The organism is Methanofollis tationis (assembly GCF_013377755.1).
GTDB lineage: Archaea > Halobacteriota > Methanomicrobia > Methanomicrobiales > Methanofollaceae > Methanofollis > Methanofollis tationis.
Window position 1 is genome coordinate 326318 of sequence record NZ_JABXWR010000001.1, and the last position, 22229, is coordinate 348546.

Genomic DNA, 22229 nt, shown 5'->3' on the forward strand with positions numbered 1-22229 from the left:
TTTTGCGCAACCTCTATCTTCTGAGAGGGGCACACTCCTGCATGGACAGGGCCGGAAGAAGGGATTGCAATGTCGCGTGATGCATTGCTCATCGGTATCGCCTGCGCCCTTGCGGGTGTCGGCGTCTGGGCGGTCTCGGGCAACGTGGCCGTCGGCGGCCTGCTCGCCCTTCTCGGCGTGGTCCTGATCGTTATCGGGCTCGCTCCTTCGGAGTACGACGAAGAGGAGCAGCTGGACACCGAGGAGGAGATCCTGAATATCTATGATGAGGAGTGAGCACCTATAACACGTCCTCTCCCGAGAAAAACGAGGTGTTGACATGCAATCAGTGACAACAGAATCTCTCCGGAAGAAAAAGCGCTACATTGAACAGATTGCACGAAAACATGGTGCATACAATATCAGAATTTTCGGCTCGGTCGCGCGGGGCGAGGCGCATCCGGAAAGTGATCTCGATCTTCTCATCGATATGGAGCCTGGCCGGAGTCTTCTCGATCATGTCGCTCTCATCCAGGACCTCGAGGCATATCTCGGGTGCAGGGTGGACGTCGTCACTGAACGGTCCTTGAAAGATCGCTTGAAAAAGAGTATACTGAGAGATTCTATCCCCTTATGAGAGATGATAGAGGGCGTCTTCTGGATATCGCCGATTCGATCACGCAGATCGAGCGGTATGCGCCTGTCGCAAAAGAGGACTTCCTTGAGAACGAACTTGTTCAGATATGGATTATCCACCACCTGCAGGTGATAGGGGAGGCAGCATCATCTCTTTCTCCGGATGTGCGGAGCCACACACCGGAAATTCCCTGGCAGGCGATTGTCGGCCTGAGAAATATCCTTGTCCATGCATATTTCCGGGTCGACCCGGAAGAATTATGGGTTGTCGTGGAGCGAGACATCCCGCTCCTCAAAAAAAGCGTCGGCGATCTCCTCGACGATCAGGCGACCTGATTCACCTCGCCCGCCGCCTGATCTCGTCAGCCACAAACCCGCAGACGTCCTCCTGCGGGAGCAGGGCGTCGACCAGCACAAATCGTTCGGGCTCGGCCCGGGCAAGGGCAAGATAGTTTTTCTGCACCCGCTCGAGCACCTCTGCGTCTTCGAAGTGCTCCCTTTTCGCCTTGAGCCGTTTCTCCGCCTCACTCACGGGCAGGACGCAGAGGAAGGTGAGGTCGGGGACAAGGGTGAAGGGGGCGTGGACGGCCCTGAGCCACCCGATGGGATCGGGTATGACGCCCTCCAGGGTCACGCCCTGGTAGGCGTAGCGGCTGTCTGAATAACGATCAGAGACGACGACCCGCCCTTTGGCGATGGCCGGGCGGACGACGTGCGCAAGGTGGGCGGCATGATCGGCGACAAAGAGGAGGCACTCGGTGACCGGGTCGGTGTTCTCGGCGATCGACCGGCGCACCGCCTCGCCCACCCAGGTGGCCCCGGGCTCGCGGGTGATCACGGGGTCGAGATCGGCGAGGGCGGCATGCAGGCCGTCGACGAGCGTGCTCTTCCCGCTCCCGTCGATCCCCTCGATCGTCACGAGCACGTCTGCCCCTCCCGCAGCCAGGCAAGGGGGATCGTCCCCCGGTGCACGCCGGTCGCCACGATGGCGCCGTCGAAACCTGCCCCTTCGAGGGTGTCGAGGTCGCGCACCCCCGCGACCCCGCCGCCCCAGAGGAGGCGCCCGCTATATGCGGCCCTGAGGTCCTCGAGGTCGGTGGGAAGGCCGCACCCGGTCCCGACGCCGGAGATGTGGAGGAGGATGCAGCCGGCAAAGGGCAGGGCGTCGGCCCGCTCCAGGACCGAGAGCGGCGCCTCCCCCGAGGGGATCACCCGTCCGTCCTTGATGTCCACCGAGAGATAGCAGCCCGCATACCCGGCGAGATCCTCTCCGGCGGTCTCGGTCCCGATCACATTGACCACGCCGTCCATCAGGTCGGCAGGGGACCGGCAGCCCCGGTCTACATAGCACCGCCGCACCATCCCGGCGAGGTCTCTCACGATTCGGTCGTGGTCCCCCACCCCGCAGATCCGGTCGAGATCGGCGATATAGAGGTATTCCGGCTGCATGTCCGCAAGGTATGCCATCGGCTCAGCCGAGGCGGCCAGCCCCCAGTTGAGCGGGGCATAGGTCTCCCGCTTCCCTTTTGCCCCGTGGACGACAGCGCCGTCTTTCAGGTCCATTGCAAGGATACATTCCATGTGTTCAACGTAATCACTATTAGGATTAAGGATCATTAATTCCTATGCGATTATTGGTCAGCCCTAGCAGTATCGAAGAGGCCCGATCCGCACTCGCCGCAGACATTATCGATGTCAAAAAGCCGTCCGAGGGATCGCTTGGGGCCAACTTTCCCTGGGTGATCCGCGCGATCAAGGAGATGGCGGGAAAACCGGTCAGTGCTGCTATTGGTGATTTTGACTATAAACCGGGCTGCGCATCCCTTGCAGCCTATGGAGCGGCCTGCGCCGGTGCCGATTTCATCAAGGTCGGGCTCATGTTCGACGGCAGGGACCGGGCCTTCGACCTCGCCAGAGCGGTTGTCAGGGCGGTCAAGGACGATTTTCCGGAAAAAACCGTTGTTATTGCAGCATATTCCGACTATGAGCGCCTTGGCACGATATCGCCCTTCACCGCAGCAGAGGCCGCGGCCGAGGCCGGCGCCGACATCGCCATGATCGATACCGGCATGAAAGATGGTAAAAGCACCTTTGAATTCATGGACGCCGACACCCTCGCCTCCTATACCGAGGAGAACCGGAGCCGCGGCATTGCCACCGCCCTTGCAGGTTCGCTGAAGTTCGAGGACCTCTCTGCCCTCAAGACCATCGATCCGGAGATCATCGGGGTCAGGGGCATGGTCTGCGGCGGCGACCGGAGTTGTGTCATCAGGCCCGAACTGGTGGAAAAAGCACTCGCGATGATCAGGTGATCATGATGTATGCGGAAAAACTCGCTGTCCCGACGGCTCTCACCTTCGACGACGTTCTGCTCGTCCCCGCCGCCTCGTATGTGGAGCCGAACGACGCCGATGTGCACTCGATCTTCTCAAAGAACATCCCGTTGAATATCCCGCTCGTCTCGTCGGCGATGGATACCGTGACCGAGGCGGGAATGGCGATCGCCATCGCCCGTCTCGGCGGCATCGGCGTCATTCACCGGAACATGCGGCCGGAACGTTCGGTGGACGAGGTGGTCAGGGTGAAGCGCGCCGAAGACCTGATCGAGCGCGAGGTGCTCTCGGTCGGCCCCGAGACCACCCTCTCCGAGGTTGAGGAGATGATGAACAAGCACGGTATCGGCGGCGTCCCGGTGATCGAGGACAAAAAACTCATCGGGATCGTCTCTCGCCGTGACATCAGGGCGATCGTGCACCGGCGCGGGAAAGAGTCGATCCGCACGATCATGACCCAGTTCCCGATCACGGCCCGGGAGGACGTCACCGCGGAGGCGGCGCTTGAGACGATGTACGCAAACAAGGTCGAGCGCCTGCCGGTCACGAACGGCGATGGCCGCCTCCTCGGGATCATCACGATGCAGGACATCCTGGAGAAGCGCTCGTACCCCCTTGCCAACCGCGATGCAAAGGGCAGCCTGCGCGTCGCCGCCGCCGTCGGCCCCTTCGACTTTGAACGGGCGACAATGCTCGACGAGGCAGGTGTCGACGCCCTGGTGGTGGACTGCGCCCACGGCCACAATATGCATGTGGTCAGGGCGGTGCGCGAGATCAAGGGGAGCGTGAAGGCCGACGTGGTCGCCGGCAACATCGCCACCTCAGAGGCGGCGATGGAGCTTGCCGACACCGTGGACGGGCTGAAGGTCGGGATCGGGCCTGGCTCGATCTGCACCACCCGGATCGTCGCCGGTGTCGGCGTCCCGCAGGTCTCGGCGATCGCGAGTGTCGCCGACGTCGCCGCCCCGCTCGGGCTCCCGGTGATCGCCGACGGTGGTGTCCGCTATTCCGGGGATATCGCAAAGGCGATCGCCGCCGGTGCCAACGCGGTGATGATGGGCAGCCTCTTTGCCGGGACCGACGAGGCGCCCGGGCGGATCATCGCGATCCAGGGGCGCAAGTACAAGCAGTACCGCGGCATGGGCTCTCTGGGCGTGATGAGCCATGGCGAGTCCTCCGACCGCTACTTCCAGAAGAAGGGGATCGGCAGGACGAAATATGTCCCCGAGGGCGTTGAAGGGGCGATTCCCTACGTCGGGAACGTCTCCGACGTGATCTACCAGCTGGTGGGCGGGCTGAAGTCGGCGATGGGCTATACCGGCTCGGCCACGATCGACGACCTGCGCACGAAGGGCAGGTTCGTGCGGATCACCGCAGCCGGGATGGGCGAGTCGCACCCGCACAATATCCTGATCACCGACGAGGCCCCGAACTACCGGCTGACCGGATGATCTCCTTCTTTTTTATACTATTGACACTAACGTGAAGTAAAGATGTTTGATGATGGAGAGACCTCCCGTCTCCTTGATATCCTCGGCAACCGGAACCGGAGGCGTATCATCGATCTTCTCAGGCAGAAGCCCTGCTTTGTCACCGAGATCTCAGACAAGCTGATGATCTCGCCCAAGGCCGTGATAGAACATCTCCAGATGATGGAGGAGGAGCAGATCCTCTCCTCGTTCCATGACAACCGCCGGCGAAAATACTACAGCCTTACACGCGAGATCTGCATCGATATCCGCTATGGCGGGGAAGACACGGCTCAGGCTGTTCAACCGGGCGGATCGCGTGAGGCGAAGTATCTCGCCGCCCTCTCGATGCTTGCCCGGATGCTCCGCACGCGCGACACGCTCATCGCCAACCTCGAGGAGATCGAGCGCGATATCGATGCGCGGATGGACGAGGTCGTCAGGTACAGTCAGGACCTGCTCTCCAGCGAGACCGAGATGGACCTTGTGCTGGCACTCGCCCACTGCACACTCTCCCTCCGCGACCTTGAGGATTACACCGGCCTTGAGGCCGGGCCTGTGGAGCAGATGCTCCAGGACCTGATGGTAAAAGATATCGTCGAACAGAACGGAAACCAGTACATGCTGCGTGGTCCCTATGCCGAACAACCCCTATGACGAGATATTCAGGAGCATTGCAAAGATCCTTGAAGACGTCCTCGGCGAGAACGGGGATCCGCCCAGAATCATCGGGTGCACGATCATCGCCTCGGGCGGTTCTCCTGGACGCGCCCCCGGACAGGACGATGCCGGCCCGGATATCTCGTACGAACTGACCGAGAGCGAACGGTGCGTCTATATCACGGCCCGGGTGCCGCCGGCCTGCGAGGGGCGGGCGTCGGCCGCGATCGGACCGGTGGCCGTCACCGTTAGGATGGGCGAACGGGAGGTGACGATCGATCTCGACGACGAGATCGATCCTGCTCAGAGCTCGGTCTCGGTGAACCATGGCGTGCTCGACGTGGTGTGCGTGAAACTACAGCCAGGGGATCCTGTAGCCTCTCTCTGATGCGACACCTTTTTTGCAGGTCATTCTGGAAGGCCCTGATAGATCTCCAGGCCGCCCGTTGAGTAGACTCCATTGGCGGCGTCTGTGCTTAAAGAGAGCAGCTGTATGTTCTTTTCGGTCGGCCTGAATGAATAGCGGGCGTTATTCTCTTCGAATATCAGGTTATACTCCAGGAGTTGTTTATTGCGCAGTATGGTGTAGCCCTCCATCCGGGGGATCGCGATGGCACCTGGCAGAGGGCCGCTCTGGTAATAGGGGAGACCAAATTCCTCTGTAATGTCAGTTTTTTTCTGGATAAAATATCGTTTGGTGTAGTAATCTGAGTACAGTGCCGATCCATAGGGGACGCTTTGGAAAACGAAATCGAACCCCGTATGTTCTTCTGAGGTAAAGTACAGTCGCTGGGTGCCGGGATCTTCTGTAAGGACAACAGTGCCCAGCGAGAAGAAAGCAAAGCATACGAATACAATCAGGAGGATCGACCGTACAATGCGTTTGCCGACATCTCTCTTTCCCCGATGGGAATAGATCAGGAGAAATCCTGACGCCATTGCAAGGGTCATGATCGGGCTCAATAATATCCTGAACCTGTCGATCCTGAAGAGGTGGGCAAATGTTTCTGAGGCAAAAAGGGGGTTTGGCAGGTAGAGTATCAGGGTTATTAATGAAAAAAGCCCGAAAACAGCGAGATACTTTGGTTTCTGTCGCCATATCAGATATACTGCTCCTGTTACGGCAAATGCCGCAAATATGCTTGTCGGGATATTATTGTACAGATATATCAGCACCACCTGTGTCTGATCCATTGTCGGATCTGAGAGGACGGTATGTTTTATTTCAAACTCGAAGAAGTCAATGTTCCACCTCGCTCTGCCGAACCAGGCCAGAAACTGAAGTGCAGAATAGCCCCAGTACCCAAGGAACAGGACACAGATATACAGGACAAATATCGTTGAGATATATTTCCGGTCTCTGACGATGTACTCGCAGATCATGAGAGTGAAGAGAAGGATCACGATCAGGATGATCGAGACCTGGTGTACAAGGATGATGAAGAGTGCAAGTATCACCGCCAGCCCCTGAAAGATCTGCCTGTTGCCGTTTTTGGCCTCCATCCTGAAGATCAGGTGGAGCAGAATGACAAAACCGACAAAGGCCGCACTGCGTGTTATCATCTGCACGCCCTCGGAGAGCACAACGCCCGTCATGGAAAAAACCAGGCACGTAAACAGGGAGAGACGAGGGTTTCCCGTTATACGGGTAAAAATCAGATAGATGAACACGACCGATAACGCATACGCAGGGCAGGTGACAAGAAACAGCGCTTGCTGAATGGGCAGGTTCAGAATGTGGGCTGATTCTGCGATGAATATATGATAGAGGGGGAACGAGGCGTACGAGGGGGAGAGGTCGACCGGGATGCCATGTCCTGAGAGATAGGTAACGCTGGCCATGAATATATGGCCCATCACATCGGTGGTGCTGAAGAAGAGGGGATACGCACATGTGATCCCGTAGATGATGTTCATCATGGTCAGGATGATCCCGCACAATGTGAGAGGGACACTGACCGTGCGTGAGAATATGCCGACGAAGAGTATCAAAAATAATCCGATTAACATTACGAGATAATAATGGCGATCGAATCCTGCGATGAGCAGGACGATCGATACCATATATACTACTGCATAGAGCCTGTAAAGGGTGAACCTGGATACCCCGAAGAGAGGTCCATCATCCCCGATCTCCTGCGGGTGCCTGAAGAGATATGCCAGCACTGCTGCAGCAATCACAAAGGGAATTGCTATCGACAGGCCTCTGACCGAATAGTCCCATCGGGATATGACGATTCCTCCAAAAAGAATTCCTCCTATTACGGCAAGAGAGATGAGAAATGGGAGGTATTCGGCAAATCTTTTCAGAGATGATGAATCCATTTTAAATTATACTGTCTGTACAATTTAATAATACCTTGGCACGGATCTCAAGGATAGCCTATTATTAGGTCTGAGACTATTATGCCACGTGGTCAGAGTGGCATCGACATTTGCCGGCGACATTTTCAAACTTGTCGGCGGGACAGCCATATCCCAGGCGATCGTTATTCTTGCCTCCCCCATCCTCACCCGCATGTATGGTCCTGAGGCATTTGGTCTTCTCTCTCTCTTCACCTCGGTCACCGCCATCATTGCGGTGATCGTCTGCATGCGTTATGAAATGGCGATCATGCTGCCTGAATCTGATCTTGAAGCGGCGAACCTCCTTGCCGGGTGTCTGCTTGTCACCTGCCTCATCTCCGGGCTCACGCTGTTTTTTGCCCTGAACGGGGATCTTGTGGCGGGGATGATGAATGCCCCCGAACTGGCCAGATATCTCTGGCTTGCGGCTCCTTCCGTCTTTTTCAGCGGGGTCTTTCTCTCGCTGAACTCCTGGAACTCCAGGACAAAACACTTCGGCAGACTTTCTGTTGCCACGGTGGCGAGCAAAGTGCTGGCGACGGGCACCCAGCTGGGGGCAGGCGCCGCCGGGTATGCCACTGGCGGGAGCCTCATTGCGGCAAGTGTGTTCGGCCAGATCATCGCCACCGTCGCGCTTGCCGGGCAGATCTGGCGTGAAGACCGCGATATTTTCTCCGGGGTCAGAAAAAAGGAGATCTATCTCGGATTTATTCGATATAAAAAATTTCCGCTGATCGACACCTGGTCGGCGTTGTTGAACACGCTCTCCTGGCAGCTCCCGGTATTTCTTCTTGCATTCTATTTTTCTCCGGTTGTGGTGGGATGGTACGCCCTTGGCATGCGCATGCTCCAGTTCCCGATGAGTCTCATAGGAAAGGCAATATCGCAGGTATTTTTTCAGAGGTCTGCTGAATTTCGCTCAGATGAGCGGTTTCCCCTTTTTGTGACGCAGGTGTTCCGGATGCTGGTCGTCACCGGGATGTTCCCGATCCTTCTGGTCACCGTCTTCGGGAGCGACCTTTTTGGAGTTGTTTTTGGTGAGACATGGACTGAAGCAGGGCTTTACGCCCAGATCCTGAGCATATGGGCCTTTGTGTGGTTTATATCGTCACCTCTCAGCACGCTGTACGTGGTCTTTGAAAAACAGGGATTTGGCCTCACCTTCAATCTGCTGAATATGATCTCCCGCCTCGTCTCTCTGGTCATTGGAGGGGTGCTGGGCAGTCCGACCATGGCGTTGGCCCTCTTTGCCCTCTCTGGAGTCTTCACCTACGGTTATCTCTGCTGGAAGATGCTGGCCCTTGCCAGGGTGCCGTGGTCTGCCGTTTATGCGATTGTCTCGAAAAATCTGCTCCTCTTTATGCCGGTCGGGATCGTCCTGCTCTCTCTGAAATATTGGGGTCTCGATCCGGTGGTGCTGGTCCTGGTCGGATCGCTCTCCTGCGTCCTCTACTACCTCTACCTGATCACGACAGACCGGCAGATCCAGGGGGTGTTGATCGGTTTCGGGGCGAAAAAGTGGCTGCCCTTTCTCTTCAGGCACGGCTGATCTGCTTTCTCGATGTCGTCTCCTCCTCGATCCAGCGCATCGTCTCTGCGAGTCCTGTCTGGATTGCATATTCCGGCCTCCAACCGAGCACCTCGCGAGATCGCGAGATCTCCGCAAGCGAGTGACGGATGTCGCCGCCCCTTGGCGGCCCGTAGCGTATTTCTACACCCTTTCCGGCCGCCTGCATCATGGTCCTGGCAAGCGTGTTCAGGTCGGTCTGCTCGCCGCGGGCGATGTTGAAGACTCCTTCTGCGTCTGAGGCCATCGCACGCAGGTTCGCCTGCACGACGTCCCTGACATAGACGAAGTCTCTCGTCTGGCCGCCGTCGCCGTGGATGGTGATCGGTTCGCCCTCCAGAATCCGGGAGCCGAAGATCGAGATCACGCCCGAGTACGGCGAGGAGGGGTCCTGTCTGGGGCCGAAGACGTTGAAGTAGCGGAGGCAGACGGTCGAAAGTCCGTAGAGCTTCGAAAAGACGGCGGCGTAATGCTCGTCCGAGAGTTTCTGGGCGGCGTAGGGGGAGAGGAGGTCGGGCGCCATCTCCTCCCTCTTCGGGAGTTCGGGGTTTTCGCCGTAGACCGCGGCGGACGATGCCATCACGACCTTCCGCACGCCGCAGTCCCTGGCCGCGATGAGGACGTTGAGGGTGCCGGTCAGGTTTACCGCGTGCGTTGCAAGGGGGTCTTCGACCGATCGCGGCACCGAGGCGATCGCCGCCTGGTGGAAGACGCCGTCGGCGCCGGCGAAGGTCTCCTGCAGGAGGGCGAGGTCGGTGATGCTCCCTTCGACGAACTCGCAGTCGATGCCCTTGAGGTTCTCGCAGTGCCCGGACGAGAGGTCGTCGATGACGACGATCTCGTGCTTTCCTGAGAGCGCCTCGGCGATATGGGAGCCGATGAATCCGGCTCCGCCGGTGACGATGTAGCGCATGGGAATGGGTGAATAGTGGAGGGGGGGTGGAGATATGCCTGTCGATTGATGTAAGATGTCCACCTTATTTGTTCCTGGCTCTTTTCCATTGAGATATTTTAGAGATTTTTGCTTCAGGTAGTTCATTCTGTCAGGGATTAGTACTTCACTCATTTTGGCGCCTGGAATCAAGCGATGCAGTCTCAGTACTTCGCTAATTTTAGAGACCCCAAATCCCCCTCTACCGCCCGAAGCCCGCCCAAAATCGAAAGATCTATATAGATTGCAGGCTTCCCCTCATGCCTTTACTTAAATCGAGGGTGACCTGCAGAAAGAGCAACATTCTGAAACCTAAAGACTGTTGCGCCCCTGTTGTTTCGGCACTGGATCAGCATCTAACCATTCCCATTCAGGGAAAACTCACTCAAACGGACTTGATTTCTTCTTTGGTCGGCATGGCTGTAATGAATCAGTCAGTTCACTCAATCACCCACATCCTGGATCGGGTACCGTGCGAAACGTCCGTTCGCTACCACCTCAAAAAGCTCGATATGGCCGATTTGGAACAGAATAACACCTCGATCCTCACCACCCATATGCACCACGTCCTCAAACCGGGGTACGCCTATCAGTTTGCGATTGACTTTACCAACGATCCGTACTACGGGTCAACCGATGAGGAGAATGAGGCCTATATCGTGCGAAGTAAGCGTAAAAAGTCAACAAATGAGTTTTATTCCTACATCACTCTGTATGTGACCACCAGGAACCGGCAGATGACGCTGGCCGTGTTCCCGGTGCGCCGGGATACCTCGAAGGTCGGATACATCGCGCAATGTCTCGATCGGATCACTGAACTCGGTCTTCGCATCGAAGTTCTCTGCCTGGATCGGGAGTTCTACACCCGGAAGGTGCTCGGGTTTCTGATGGACGTCCAGGTGCCGTTCATCGTTCCTGTCAGGAAACACGGGAAAAGGATGAAACAAGTCCTCCAGGGAACCCACTCCCGGTATGCTGAATATCGGATGCACGGAAAACCGGTGCTGGTCCTGAAGATTGCGATTGCCGTGAAGTATGCAAAAGGAAAACGGGGTAAGCGCGGCGTTGAGAATCTGGGTTACGTCGTGGGAAACCTCCGGTGGAATCCCCATCGGGTCCATCAGACCTATCGGTCCAGGTTCTCGATTGAATCGTCCTATCGGATGCGCAACCAGGTGAAACCCCGTACGAGCACAAAAAACCCGGTCATCCGGTATCTCTACGCCATAATATCGTTCCTCCTCAAGAATATCTGGATCGATCTACTCTGGAAGCACTTTTCCCCCGTGAAACAGGGACCACAAACCATTGAGGTGCGCGGCTTCCGGTTCAGCTCCTTCATGTGCATAATCTGGGAGGCGATCCGCACATCGATGAGGGGTGCCAGAGCCATTCCTGTGTTAAGGTATCCTGTTTAGGAAAGGGAGCGAGAAACGCCGTTGAATGAAATGAGAGGGAGGAAGGAATTAGAGAAGTACTGATACCCCTGGTAGACCTCGGTGAGGGGGAGCTCGGAGAGGGCCTTCCCCGAGATCGCCGTGTAGCCGTTCTGCGGGTCCATCATCTGCCAGTAGCCCGAGGCGATTTTGGTGAGGAAGGTGAGGACGGAGTTGCCGAAACTCCGCCACCCCGGCATCCCCTTTCGGTATGTGTCGCTGATCAGACGGTTCCCTTTGGTATAATCGGCCTTCCCATCAACGATCGGGTCGAGGAGGGAGGGTAGATAGGTGGGATCCATCTGGTTGTCCCCGGCCATCACCGCCACGACGTCCATGCCATCCTCAACGGCCTGCAGGTATCCTGAGGTGATCGCCGCCCCCACGCCCCGGTTCGGGCGGTGGTGGATCGGGACGACTCTGGCGTCGTACCTGGCATATGCGTCAATGATCGCCCCGGTCCGGTCCTTTGAGCCGTCGTCGACAACGTACACCCGCGCCACATACCCGGGGATCGAACCCATCGTCTCGCCGATCAGCTCCTCCTCGTTATATGCCGGCACCACCACGGCGACTCGTTTTCCACGGTAATCTGGTTCCTCAACAGCGGTTTTGAACGGCAGAGTTTTCGTCGTTGATTTCGCCGATACAACTGCTGAGACCCCTGCGGCCATGGCGGTCACCGCCCCCTCTCGTACATGACTGAATCGTTAAACAAAGATGCATCCCCCCGTATGCTCGTGGAATATTGCCTATATGGCGGTTGTACCTCTACCGTGTATTTTATGTGTGATATTCATTATGCTATATAATTGTTTTTACACATTTTATTTGTGGATCTGTCAGATATATGTTTGAATTTTCAGGGCGCCACATTATCATAAATACAGATCTGTATAAAAATTTGAATAAATTTCACGCTTTAGAATATGCTATCCCCCTGTGAAATCAGAGGTTAATATCTGAAATGTGGTATCCCTGCGGATACGAATTCTTATAAAATATTGCGGGCCCCTGCCTGTGGGAGAGGAACCCGCCTTTCTCCTGGCGCCTGGTGGCCCTTTGGCACCTCCCTGTGCGTCTTTTCAGAGGACGATCTCAATGACAGTGATGAGCGCCACGGCGCCGAGGAGGTCGATCGCTGAGGTGATCACCGGGATGCCGAAGTTGTCCGGGTCAAAACCGTAGCGAAATGAGAGCGTCGCCGTCAGGTAGGCAATGCCGTTGACCATTGTTATTACACCGAGGCCGGCGGCAGTGGCGATCGTGACCATCGCCAGGAGTCCTGGAGACGACACGCCGAGGACGATGGCGGCGAGATGGGCAAGGGCGGCCATCAGGGGCATGAGAATCAGGGTGAAGAGGTAGGCCTGTGCGAAGTGTACGGTCACGCTCCCCTGCGGTGCGATCGCCGGAGTGATGACGCCGAGGTGCATGCCGGTACCCAGGCGCGAGCAGAGAATCCCCCCAATAGAACCGCAGATCCCGGCAAACGGCGGTATCAGGATGAGGAGAGCCCCGACACTGACGAACCGGTCGAGAGAGGCCGAGTAGGCGATGCCGGCGAAGGCCCCGAGGACGCAGAGGGGGATCAGAAGAGGAAGGACCTCCTGCACAATGCCCCGTCCCCGTCGCCCCGCGACCCACGCGTATATGCTCATCACCCCCGCAAGGGCGAGGATGATGCCGGAGAGCCCCACTCAGATCGAAGATGGGATGGCAAGGACCGCAACCGCCGTCATGGCAAGCACCGGGATGGTGACCAGGTCGCCAAGGGTCGTCACGGCCGGGGCGGCGATCATGTCCAGGTCGACGCCCCGCCGGTAGGAGAGAACCGAGATCAGGACGGTGAACCCCATCAGGACCAGCCCTGACAGGATTCCTGCCACCAGGGAGATGAGCACCAGGTCGCCGGCACCGATCACCGGGAGGCCTGTTATTGCGCTCAGGAGCGGGGCGATGACCCCAAGGGCCGCTGCGGTGGCGATTGTGAGGAGTAAGGAGGCATGGAGGTTCCCGGCCAGCACCCCATCCTGTTCGAAGGTGCCGGAAAATTCGCCGAGGTGCATGGACGAGGAGAGCCTGGACGCAAGCACGCCGGAGATGCTCCCGCGCATGTTGATCGTCGGCGGGACGAGCACCATCAGCCCGGGGATGAGGGTGAGAAGGTCACTGATAGAGGAGAGATACGAGCCTGCAACGACGGCGACGCCCGTGCTGATGAGGAGTGCAACAAGCCCGGTCAGAAAGAGGCGCCTCTCGCGCCCCTGTACACCCGCCTGACTCATCGTCACACTCCCCTGTCATGCTCACTTCACTCCCTGAAGGGGATCTCGACCATCGTCAGGTCGGACGGTGCGAGTACCTCTCCCTCAAATCTCTGCCCTGCATCCTGTATATGGTTTGCCGTGGACGTATAGCGCGAGCTGATATGGACGAGGGCGAGCGTCTGTGCTCTGAGCGCCGCCGCCGCCTCTCCTGCCTCGCCGGCGGTGGAGTGGAAGACTTCGCCGGCACGGTCCAGCTCGGTGTCGTCGAAGGTGGCGTCGTGGATGAGGAGATCGGCGTCTTCGAGCCCTGATATCGGGCCGTGATGAAGCGGCCTGGTGTCGCCTGAGTAGATGACCATCCGGCCGCGCCGCGGCGGGCCGAGGATCTCGTCGGGCGTGACGGTGACATCCTCTCCGTCCCGCACAACCGTGACCGCCTCGCCCCGCTGGAGGCGGCCGAAGAGCGGGCCTGGCTGAACACCGAGGGAGATCGCCTTTTCCCGGTCGAAACGCCCCGGACGGCTGTCCTCTCTGAGGACGTAGCCGATGCTTGTCATGCCGTGGCAGGTGGCGAACGCCTCTACCCCATAGCCGTCGAAACGGACGATCGATCCCGGCGCCAGCGTGACCGGCTGGAGGTCGAAGCTGAGTCGGGTTCTGCCGATCTTGAGTGTGTAATCCACAAAATCATGGACCCCTTCGGGCCCGTAGACGGGAAGGGGTTCGGTCCGGCCGTTGAAGGCGAGGGTCTGGACAAGACCGGGGACGCCGAGGAAATGGTCGGCGTGCCAGTGGGTGATGAAGATGGCGTCGACGAGAAACCCGGTCCTCGCCCGCATCATCTGCTGCTGGGCCCCTTCGCCGCAGTCGAAGAGCAGGGTGTCGGAGCCCCGCCTGATCATGACGCAGGAGGGGTTTCGGTTCGGCGTGGGCAGGGCCCCGGCCGTTCCGAGGAAGTACACCTGCAATGTCTCTCCGGCTATACAAACCACCTCTTAAAGACATCGAGGCTCTTTTTTGCCTCTTCGATGCTCCGTCCCTCGATCACCGCCACCTCGCCCTGATATCCCGCCGCAATGGCATGGCCGACTTTTTTCCAGTTGATGGTGCCGTCGCCGAGGGCGAGGTGTTCGTCAGAGCTGCCATGGTTGTCGTGGATATGGAGGTGGCTGGCGTTTTTGATCTGGGCGAGGAAACTGTCGACTTTCCTCACGGTGTTTGCATGGCCGATATCGAAGGTGATTCCGATCCCCTCGATCCCCTCGGTGATCCCGAGGAGTTCAAAGGGGTCGTGGCAGAGGAATTCCGGAATGTTGATCATGTTCTCCAGGCAGGCTACAACGCCGTGATCGCTTGCGCACCGCCCGATCACCCGCAGCGCCTCCTTCTGCTGCTCCCATACCTTTTCGGGCAGGAGTTTTCCGGCCGGGGAGAGGTAGCCCGGATGCATGGTGACCCGATCGGTGAGGTCGGCGGCGTGCTCGATGCAGGAGCAGATCTGCCTGACCGATTCCCGCCAGATGGGGTCGTTGATGGAGGCGGGGTTGAGATCGGCATACGGGGCGTGCACGGTCACGGCAAGGCCCGTGCTCTCGATCACGTCACTGATTACCTGTTTGTTCGCCGGTTTTTCCAGGCGGTACTTGCCGTCCGCCGAGATCTCCCAGCCGGGAAACCCTGCCTCTTCTATTCCAAACACCCATTCGGGCGATTCCCATACCTTTGACGATGAGGAAAAATACGGTTTGACGCTCATTCGCACCCTCCGACGGCGTCGAGGAGACGGGCGACCCGTCTGCCGTACTCCTCTACGGTGGCTTCATTCTCGATATATATGTCTGCCGTGGCAAGGGCGTCGCCAAGCCCCCACCCGAGTTCGCGCTCGTCCCTCCGTCTCAGGTCCTCGGCCGAGTGCGGATCGTCCGAGCGGCCGCGGCTGCCGAGGCGGCGGAGCCGTGTTTCGAAGGAGGCCCTGACCCCGACAAGCAGAAATGCGGGAAAACGCTCCCTGAAGATCGCCACCTCGGCCCCGCCCCTGATCCCGTCGATGAGGGCGACTGGTGCGCCGGTCTCCTCCACCGCCGGGACCGTGAGGTGAGCGACGGCGTCCATGCCGTAGGTCGCCCTCAGTTCGGCTGAAACTCTGCCCATATTCTCGTCGGTCAGCGGGAGGCCGGCACCGGCAACGGCACGCCTGATCATGTCTCCCATCACCACGACCGGGATGCCCCGGTCCGCTGCTATCCGTGAAAACTCGCCTTTCCCGCTTGCCGGCATGCCGACAACACCGATGACTTTCATATGCGCCGCTCCTGCTCAATCCTGCTCATATCGATGCTCCCCCCGCGCACAATGCGCCGCCCCTCATAGACCACCTCGCCGTTCTCGCGGGTGCGGATCTTCACCGTCCGTCCGATCCGGTCGGCGATCTCTGAGAACTCCCCGAACGTGAGGGGAGAGACGCCCCTGACGATCCCCTGCTGGAGGACCAGATCGACACCTTCTGTCTCTTTTGAGATATAGGGGATATCATCCTCACACCCCCGGAATACGGTCACGACAACCTCGAACTCCGGGAGAACGCCGGTCTTATGCGCCTCGATGCAGAGCGCAAGCGACTCTTTCACCCGGTCTGCATAGTCCACCTTGAAAAGGTTGCGGTAATGGCTCCACCGGGTCTTGATGTCGAGGGAGATCTTGTCGGCGAGGCGCTCTGCCAGAAGGGCGCGGATGGTCCCGGGAAAAACGCCGTTCGTCTGGAGCCCGACGCCAAGCCCCATCTCTTGTACGCCGCGTGCAAGGGCGACGAGGGCCTCTTTCTGCATCGTCGCCTCTCCGCCTGAAAAAACCGCCCCGGTGGTGAGGAGGGTGGTGTCCCTGATCATGGCGAGAATTTCTTCTATATCGCGCTCGTCCCGGCCCTCCTGCAGGGCGACGTTCTGGCAGTAATGGCACCTGACCGGGCAGCCGCGCAGAAAAATCGTGCAGACTGCCCTGCCTCGCCAGTCCACGGTGCTGAGTGGTATAAATCCTCCGAAATTCGCCTTCAAAAACCCACCGTCGTTATATCTTGGGTGAGGAGTTTTATAGAATCTATCTTGCAGGAACATGTGAGCGGGGGGTAGGTGATGATTTTGCCCTGACGTGGGTGAACGGATGGTTGCAGGTCATGCCGTGCCGGGGGGCCGGCCGCCCCGCGAAACTGCGATTGGAGAAGGGATGGGTGCAGCCCATCTGGTATCGTACCTCTACGTTCCCCGATCCAATCCTCACGCGGGGGTCAGGCGGGCAGCATGAGGAAAGGCTGCTGGAGACCGGCAGGTGCCGGGGAGGCTAACAATGTGAATGGGCGAATAAACCCGGCAAAAACGGCCTGAGCCATCTGATAAATCCCTCTTGCACAAACGTAAACAAATTTACTTGTGGGGCGATCAAGCACATTTGTGCCGAAAAATGGAAATACAAGCCTTTATCTGGTTATTTTCCCTACGAGATAGGTATGAGTCTCTTAGAGGATGCCAGGCGTGGCGTCATCACCGAAGAAATGAAGATCGTGGCGGCACAGGAAGGGGTCACCGAGGAGTTTGTCAGGCGCGGCGTTGCCGAGGGCCATATCACCATCCCGGTCTCGCCGTATCGCAAGGTCAAGATCTGCGGGATTGGCGAAGGCCTGCGTACCAAGGTGAACGCCTCCATCGGCACCTCGACCGATATCGTGGACGTGGACCAGGAGATTGAGAAGGTGCGGATGGCCGAGAAGGCCGGCGCCGACACCCTGATGGAGCTCTCGACCGGCGGCGACTTCCTCGAGATCAGGCGCCGCGTCATCGAGAACACCTCGCTCTCGGTCGGTTCGGTGCCCCTGTACCAGGCCTTCATCGAGGCGGCCAGGAACAAGGGCGGCGTTGTCTTCATGAACCCCGACGACCTCTTCAGGATCACCGCGGAGCAGGCGAAGCTCGGCACGAACTTCATGGCCATTCACACTGGCATCAACCTGGAGACGATGAAGCGGCTGAGGAACCAGGGTCGGCACGGCGGCCTCGTCTCCCGCGGCGGCGCATTCATGACGGCGTGGATGCTGCACAACGAGCAGGAGAACCCGCTCTATGCTGAGTTCGACTACCTGCTCGAGATCCTCAAGGAGCATGAGGTCACCCTCTCGTTCGGGAACGGCATGCGCTCAGGCGCCGTCCATGACGCCACCGACCGGGCGCAGCTCCAGGAACTGATCATCAACGCCGAACTCGCCGATAAGGCGAACGACTATGGCGTCCAGACGATCATCGAAGGACCCGGCCACATCCCGCTCGACGAGATCGAGGCGAACGTCATCGTCCAGAAGCGGGTCACCAACAGGAAGCCCTTCTATATGCTCGGCCCCCTGGTCACCGACATCGCGCCGGGCTACGACGACCGCGTCGCCGCCATCGGCGCCTCCCTCTCCTCGGCCTACGGCGCCGACTTCATCTGCTATGTGACGCCGGCCGAGCACCTTGCCCTGCCCACCCCGGAGGAGGTCTATGAAGGCGTGATGAGCTCCCGCATTGCCGCCCACGTCGGCGACATGATCAAACTGAAGAAGCGCGACGCCGACCTCGAGATGGGCCATGCCCGCCGCGACCTCGACTGGGGCCGCCAGTTCGCCGTGGCCATGAACCCCGAGCGCGCAAAAGCGATCAGGGACGAGCGGATGCCCGCCGACACCGACGGCTGCACGATGTGCGGCGACTACTGTGCGCTGAAGATCGTGAACAAGAACTTCCACTTCTAAATCTTTTTTGTTCTTCCTCCTTTCGCCCCGAAAATTCCCTCTCTTGAGTCAGCCCCCTTCGCGCGTAAATAGCGTGAGATTCTCGCGATATCCTGGCCGATGCCCTCACGCAAAGAAACGAAGCCCGAAAACCCTCCCCCCTTTGCAGCCTATCCTGTGAGATCAGCCCTCCCATCCCGAGTCGCCTGAGCGGCTTCAGACGAAGGTGGCCCGGCGCAGTTCTTTCACCGCCCTGTACCGTAAATCTCCCCTGCAGGAGAGAGGGATAGGCCCATATGGGAGGCGGTCGAAAATCCTCCTGTGAAACCCGAAAACCAGAAGACCATCGATGAATTCCTCTCTCATGCAGACGAGATGGGGGACGACATCATCGCAGAGACAGAGGAGTGGCTCGGCGTCGTGCCCTTTATTTTCACGCTGATGCGCGAACGCCCCGAAGCCTTCGCCCTCTCCGTGCTCGGCGATTACCACACCGCCCGCCCGGCAAGCCTCGACCCGAAGACCGCGGAACTGGTGGCGATCGCCGCCGCCGCAGGTGCCGGCGCCGACAGCTGCGTGTGGGTGCATATCGGGACGGCCCTGAAGGAAGGGGCGACCAGAGACGAGATCCTCGACGCCATCCTCATCGCCGGCATCATCGGCAAGACCCGCGTGCTCGCCCCGGCCCTCAGGGCATTCAGGGACAGGCTGCCAGAGACGGATTCTTTATCCACGAGTCCGAAGAATAGATCGTGATGAATACCGCGCCCGTAGGGAAGGCCCAGATAAAGCAGGTGATGCGGCTTGAGGCGAAGGCCCGCCGGTGTGCCCTCTCCCCCGAAGCGATCGAGGAGAAAAGCCGGGCGATCACCGGCCGCCTCCTCGCCCTCGCCGACGGCGCGGGGACGGTGATGGTCTATGTCTCAAAGCCCCCTGAGGTCGAGACTGCCGGGCTGATCGACGCCCTCCTTTCCGCCGGAAAGCGGGTTGTCATCCCGATCATCGAGAAGGAGCGGCGAACGCTTCGCCTCTCCTATCTGACCGATAGGTCGGTCCTCGTCGAGAGCACCTTCCATGTCCCCGAACCGATCGGCAGTGAGGTGCCGGCCTCCGCCGACGACCTCGACCTGATCGTCGTCCCGGTCGTCGGGTTCGACCGGACCGGCAGCCGCATCGGCTACGGCGCCGGTTATTATGACCGCTTCCTCTCCCGGGCGCCCGATGTCCCGGTGGTCGGCGCTGCTTTTTCGTGCCAGGAAGTGCCGTCCGTCCCCTGCGAAGCCTTTGACCGCCGGATGGACCTTGTCGTTACCGAGGACGAGGTCATCGCCTGCACCTGTTAGTGCCGCATTGTGATCTTTTATATATTGGTATCACTAACTTTGAGTAAATCCCATTCACTGGAGATATACTCATGCAGAAAGATCAGATTGAAGTAACGGTGAAGGAGGCCTACCACGAGGATGCCGGTCGGGGGATCGCACGCCTCGGCATGGACGTGATGAAGGCCCTCAACCTCGTTTCCGGCGATGTGATCGAGATCCAGGGCAAGCAGAAGGCCGCGGCCATCGTCTGGCCCGGCTATCCCGAGGACATCGGGAAAGGCATCATCAGGATCGACGGCAACATCCGCGGCAACGCCCATACCGGCATCGACGACACTGTCAAAATCCGGAAGGTAGAGGCAAGCTACGGCCAGAAGGTCGTCTTCCAGCCGACCCAGCCGATCCGTCTCGTCGGCGGCGAACAGTACCTCAAGAGACTGATGAACGGCAGGCCGGTCGTCGAGGGGCAGACCTTCAGGATCAACGTCCTGGGCAACCCCTTAACCTTCGTCGTCGCAAAGGTCTCGCCCAGGGGCATCGCGATCATCAACGACTCGACCGAGATCGAGCTGAAGGAGACGCCGTACAAACCCGAGGAGGGGAAGCGCAAGGAAGTCTCCGACGTCCACTACGAGGACATCGGCGGCCTCGGCCGCGAGCTCGACATGGTCAGGGAGATGATCGAACTCCCGCTCAGGCACCCCGAGATCTTCGAGCGGCTTGGCATCGAGCCCCCGAAGGGCGTGCTCCTCTACGGCCCGCCGGGCACGGGCAAGACCCTGATCGCAAAGGCCGTCGCAAACGAGGTGGATGCCAACTTCATCTCCATCTCAGGCCCAGAGATCATGGGCAAGTACTATGGCGAGTCAGAGGAGCGGCTGCGCGAGGTCTTTGAGAAAGCGCAGGAGAACGCCCCGACGATCGTATTCATCGACGAGATCGACTCGATCGCCCCCAAGCGCGAGGAGACGAAGGGCGAGGTGGAGCGGCGGGTCGTCGCCCAGCTCCTCTCCTTGATGGACGGGCTCAAGACCCGTGGGCAGGTCGTCGTCATCGCGGCGACGAACATCCCTGACGCCATCGACCCGGCCCTGCGCCGCGGCGGCCGGTTCGACCGCGAGATCGAGATCGGCATCCCTGACCGGAAGGGGCGGCACGAGATCTTCCAGGTGCACACCCGCGGCGTTCCCCTCGCGGAGAACGTCGACCTCCAGCACCTCGCCGATGTGACCCACGGCTTCGTCGGCGCCGACATCTCCCTCCTCGTAAAGGAGGCGGCGATGCACGCCCTGCGGCAGGTGATCCCGAAGATCAAGATCGAGGAGGAGATCCCGGCCGAGTTGATCGAGAAACTGCGGGTCACCGGCGAAGACTTTGACGAGGCCAGAAAGCACGTCGAGCCCTCGGCGATGCGCGAGGTGCTCGTCGAGGTGCCGAACGTCTCCTGGGAGGACGTCGGCGGGCTCGAAGACGTGAAAGCAGAGCTCACCGAGGCGGTGGAATGGCCGCTGAAGTACCCCGAGGTGTTCACCCGGATGCAGACCAAACCGCCGAAGGGCATCCTTCTCTTCGGCCCGCCCGGGACGGGGAAGACCCTGCTCGCCAAAGCGACGGCGAACGAGAGCGAGTGCAATTTCATCTCGGTAAAGGGGCCTGAGCTCCTCTCGAAGTGGGTCGGCGAATCTGAAAAGGGCGTGCGCGAGATCTTCCGCAAGGCGCGGCAGGCCTCTCCGTCGATCATCTTCTTCGATGAGATCGATGCCCTCGTGCCAAAGCGCGGCTCGTATGCGAACTCCTCGCACGTGACCGAAAGCGTCGTCTCCCAGCTCCTCACCGAGCTCGACGGGCTTGAGGAGCTCAAAAGCGTCATGGTCCTCGGTGCCACAAACCGCCCTGACATGCTCGACGACGCCCTCCTGCGCCCGGGCCGCCTCGACCGGATCGTCTATGTCCCTCCCCCTGACCTGGAGAGCCGGAAGAAGATCTTCGAGGTGTACCTGAAGGGCACCGAGGAGATGATGGCATCTGACGTCGGCATCGACGATCTTGTCGCCCGGAGTGACGGCTACGTCGGCGCCGACATCGAAGCGGTCGTCAGGGAGGCGAAACTCGCGGCGATGCGGGAGTTCATCGCGGCGATGAAGGGCAAGACTGCCGAGGAGCGCACCGATGCCATCGGCAATGTCAGGGTCACGAAGAAGCACTTCGACACCGCCTTCGGAAAGGTGAAGGGCTCGCTCTCGCCTGAGAGCCTCGAAGAGTTCGAGCGGCTCTCCTGGGAGATCCTCTACTCCCACGAACAGCGTTCGGCCCTCGAAAAGGCCGCCGCCCTCGTCAAACGGGCCGGACTTGCGGCAGGGAAAGGTGGCGATGAGGTCGCAACCCTCGCAGGAGATCTCAGGAAGGCGGTCTACGCGAGAACAAAAGATCTCGCCGGGATCAGGGCCCTCTCAGAAAAACTTGAAGCAGCACTCGAGAAGAAGAGGCCGGCAACCATTCCCGCGCCCATGCACGGGAGCTGACC

The 22229-nt window shown here is 59.3% G+C and carries 24 protein-coding genes; 13 read left to right on the top strand and 11 right to left on the bottom strand.

The features are described from left to right. The first annotated feature begins 69 nt into the window (after positions 1-69). The 3 genes from HWN36_RS01660 to HWN36_RS01670 are packed head-to-tail and all read left to right on the top strand — an operon-like array spanning position 70 to position 951. The gene (locus HWN36_RS01660; RefSeq protein ID WP_176787653.1) at positions 70-276 is read left to right on the top strand and encodes a hypothetical protein; all 207 of its coding nucleotides are present in this window, start codon (positions 70-72) and stop codon (positions 274-276) included. Positions 277-319: 43 nt separating this feature from the next. Beyond that, the gene (locus HWN36_RS01665) at positions 320-616 is read left to right on the top strand and encodes a nucleotidyltransferase family protein (RefSeq protein ID WP_176787655.1); all 297 of its coding nucleotides are present in this window, start codon (positions 320-322) and stop codon (positions 614-616) included. Next, a complete protein-coding gene (locus HWN36_RS01670; protein ID WP_176787657.1) occupies positions 613-951 on the top strand; it encodes a HepT-like ribonuclease domain-containing protein in 339 nt (112 codons plus the stop codon). The genes HWN36_RS01665 and HWN36_RS01670 overlap by 4 nt, the downstream gene beginning before the upstream one ends. A gap of 1 nt (position 952) precedes the next feature. Here the strand turns inward: HWN36_RS01670 and tmk are convergent, their stop codons facing one another. Then, positions 953-1540: a dTMP kinase gene (gene tmk, locus HWN36_RS01675; RefSeq protein ID WP_176787659.1), complete on the bottom strand. Its 588-nt coding sequence runs from the start codon at positions 1538-1540 to the stop codon at positions 953-955. Then, positions 1531-2196 (bottom strand): HisA/HisF-related TIM barrel protein, encoded by a 666-nt coding sequence (locus HWN36_RS01680; protein WP_176787661.1) that lies wholly within the window; start codon positions 2194-2196, stop codon positions 1531-1533. The genes tmk and HWN36_RS01680 overlap by 10 nt, the downstream gene beginning before the upstream one ends. 44 nt (positions 2197-2240) lie before the next feature. On the opposite strand from HWN36_RS01680, the gene HWN36_RS01685 reads away from it, so the two are divergent. From HWN36_RS01685 to HWN36_RS01700, 4 genes are read left to right on the top strand one after another with little or no spacing between them, the layout of a single operon-like run. Continuing rightward, entirely contained in the window at positions 2241-2927 is a 687-nt protein-coding gene (locus tag HWN36_RS01685) for a (5-formylfuran-3-yl)methyl phosphate synthase (protein ID WP_176787663.1), read from the top strand. Between the two features lie 5 nt (positions 2928-2932). After that, positions 2933-4399 (top strand): IMP dehydrogenase, encoded by a 1467-nt coding sequence (gene guaB, locus HWN36_RS01690; protein WP_176787665.1) that lies wholly within the window; start codon positions 2933-2935, stop codon positions 4397-4399. A gap of 42 nt (positions 4400-4441) precedes the next feature. Then, positions 4442-5074, top strand: coding sequence for an ArsR/SmtB family transcription factor (locus HWN36_RS01695; protein WP_176787667.1), 633 nt, complete (start codon positions 4442-4444; stop codon positions 5072-5074). After that, the gene (locus HWN36_RS01700) at positions 5055-5465 is read left to right on the top strand and encodes an alpha-crystallin domain-containing protein (RefSeq protein WP_176787669.1); all 411 of its coding nucleotides are present in this window, start codon (positions 5055-5057) and stop codon (positions 5463-5465) included. The genes HWN36_RS01695 and HWN36_RS01700 overlap by 20 nt, the downstream gene beginning before the upstream one ends. Before the next feature lie 20 nt (positions 5466-5485). Here HWN36_RS01700 and HWN36_RS01705 read toward each other — a convergent pair whose 3' ends face one another. Then, positions 5486-7402 (bottom strand): hypothetical protein, encoded by a 1917-nt coding sequence (locus tag HWN36_RS01705; RefSeq protein WP_176787671.1) that lies wholly within the window; start codon positions 7400-7402, stop codon positions 5486-5488. Positions 7403-7490: 88 nt separating this feature from the next. On the opposite strand from HWN36_RS01705, the gene HWN36_RS01710 reads away from it, so the two are divergent. Then, positions 7491-8972 carry an oligosaccharide flippase family protein gene (locus tag HWN36_RS01710; protein ID WP_343044902.1) on the top strand — a complete coding sequence of 494 codons (1482 nt, stop codon included), beginning with the start codon at positions 7491-7493 and terminating at the stop codon, positions 8970-8972. On the opposite strand, the gene HWN36_RS01715 is transcribed toward HWN36_RS01710, so the two are convergent. Continuing rightward, positions 8959-9903 (bottom strand): SDR family oxidoreductase, encoded by a 945-nt coding sequence (locus HWN36_RS01715; protein ID WP_176787673.1) that lies wholly within the window; start codon positions 9901-9903, stop codon positions 8959-8961. The genes HWN36_RS01710 and HWN36_RS01715 overlap by 14 nt on opposite strands. Before the next feature lie 278 nt (positions 9904-10181). Here HWN36_RS01715 and HWN36_RS01720 point away from each other — a divergent pair, with 278 nt between their 5' ends. Then, on the top strand, positions 10182-11339 hold the full coding sequence (locus HWN36_RS01720) for an ISH3 family transposase (protein WP_176787674.1): 1158 nt from the start codon (positions 10182-10184) through the stop codon (positions 11337-11339). Here the strand turns inward: HWN36_RS01720 and HWN36_RS01725 are convergent. From HWN36_RS01725 to HWN36_RS01750, 7 genes are all read right to left on the bottom strand, one after another. Next, a complete protein-coding gene (locus tag HWN36_RS01725) occupies positions 11336-12031 on the bottom strand; it encodes a glycosyltransferase family 2 protein (RefSeq protein WP_246269818.1) in 696 nt (231 codons plus the stop codon). The genes HWN36_RS01720 and HWN36_RS01725 overlap by 4 nt on opposite strands. Before the next feature lie 411 nt (positions 12032-12442). Continuing rightward, on the bottom strand, positions 12443-12973 hold the full coding sequence (locus HWN36_RS11905; protein ID WP_343044903.1) for a magnesium transporter: 531 nt from the start codon (positions 12971-12973) through the stop codon (positions 12443-12445). Positions 12974-13057: 84 nt separating this feature from the next. Further along, positions 13058-13645 carry a magnesium transporter gene (locus HWN36_RS11910; RefSeq protein ID WP_246269820.1) on the bottom strand — a complete coding sequence of 196 codons (588 nt, stop codon included), beginning with the start codon at positions 13643-13645 and terminating at the stop codon, positions 13058-13060. Positions 13646-13671: 26 nt separating this feature from the next. Further along, on the bottom strand, positions 13672-14610 hold the full coding sequence (rnz, locus tag HWN36_RS01735) for a ribonuclease Z (RefSeq protein WP_176789550.1): 939 nt from the start codon (positions 14608-14610) through the stop codon (positions 13672-13674). Then, a complete protein-coding gene (locus HWN36_RS01740; RefSeq protein ID WP_176787676.1) occupies positions 14607-15383 on the bottom strand; it encodes a sugar phosphate isomerase/epimerase family protein in 777 nt (258 codons plus the stop codon). The genes rnz and HWN36_RS01740 overlap by 4 nt, the downstream gene beginning before the upstream one ends. Continuing rightward, a complete protein-coding gene (locus HWN36_RS01745; protein WP_176787684.1) occupies positions 15380-15928 on the bottom strand; it encodes an AAA family ATPase in 549 nt (182 codons plus the stop codon). Before HWN36_RS01745 ends, HWN36_RS01740 begins: the two co-directional genes overlap by 4 nt. Further along, positions 15925-16737 (bottom strand): anaerobic ribonucleoside-triphosphate reductase activating protein, encoded by an 813-nt coding sequence (locus tag HWN36_RS01750; RefSeq protein WP_176787686.1) that lies wholly within the window; start codon positions 16735-16737, stop codon positions 15925-15927. Before HWN36_RS01750 ends, HWN36_RS01745 begins: the two co-directional genes overlap by 4 nt. Before the next feature lie 389 nt (positions 16738-17126). Between HWN36_RS01750 and thiC the strand changes: the two genes are divergently transcribed. From thiC to HWN36_RS01770, 4 genes are all read left to right on the top strand, one after another. Further along, the gene (gene thiC, locus HWN36_RS01755) at positions 17127-18401 is read left to right on the top strand and encodes a phosphomethylpyrimidine synthase ThiC (protein WP_176787688.1); all 1275 of its coding nucleotides are present in this window, start codon (positions 17127-17129) and stop codon (positions 18399-18401) included. Positions 18402-18701: 300 nt separating this feature from the next. Then, complete coding sequence (locus tag HWN36_RS01760) at positions 18702-19136, top strand: carboxymuconolactone decarboxylase family protein (protein WP_176787690.1); 435 nt, start codon at positions 18702-18704, stop codon at positions 19134-19136. Continuing rightward, positions 19136-19723 carry a 5-formyltetrahydrofolate cyclo-ligase gene (locus HWN36_RS01765; protein WP_176787692.1) on the top strand — a complete coding sequence of 196 codons (588 nt, stop codon included), beginning with the start codon at positions 19136-19138 and terminating at the stop codon, positions 19721-19723. The genes HWN36_RS01760 and HWN36_RS01765 overlap by 1 nt, the downstream gene beginning before the upstream one ends. Before the next feature lie 71 nt (positions 19724-19794). Further along, positions 19795-22227: a CDC48 family AAA ATPase gene (locus HWN36_RS01770; RefSeq protein ID WP_176787693.1), complete on the top strand. Its 2433-nt coding sequence runs from the start codon at positions 19795-19797 to the stop codon at positions 22225-22227. Positions 22228-22229: the final 2 nt, after the last annotated feature.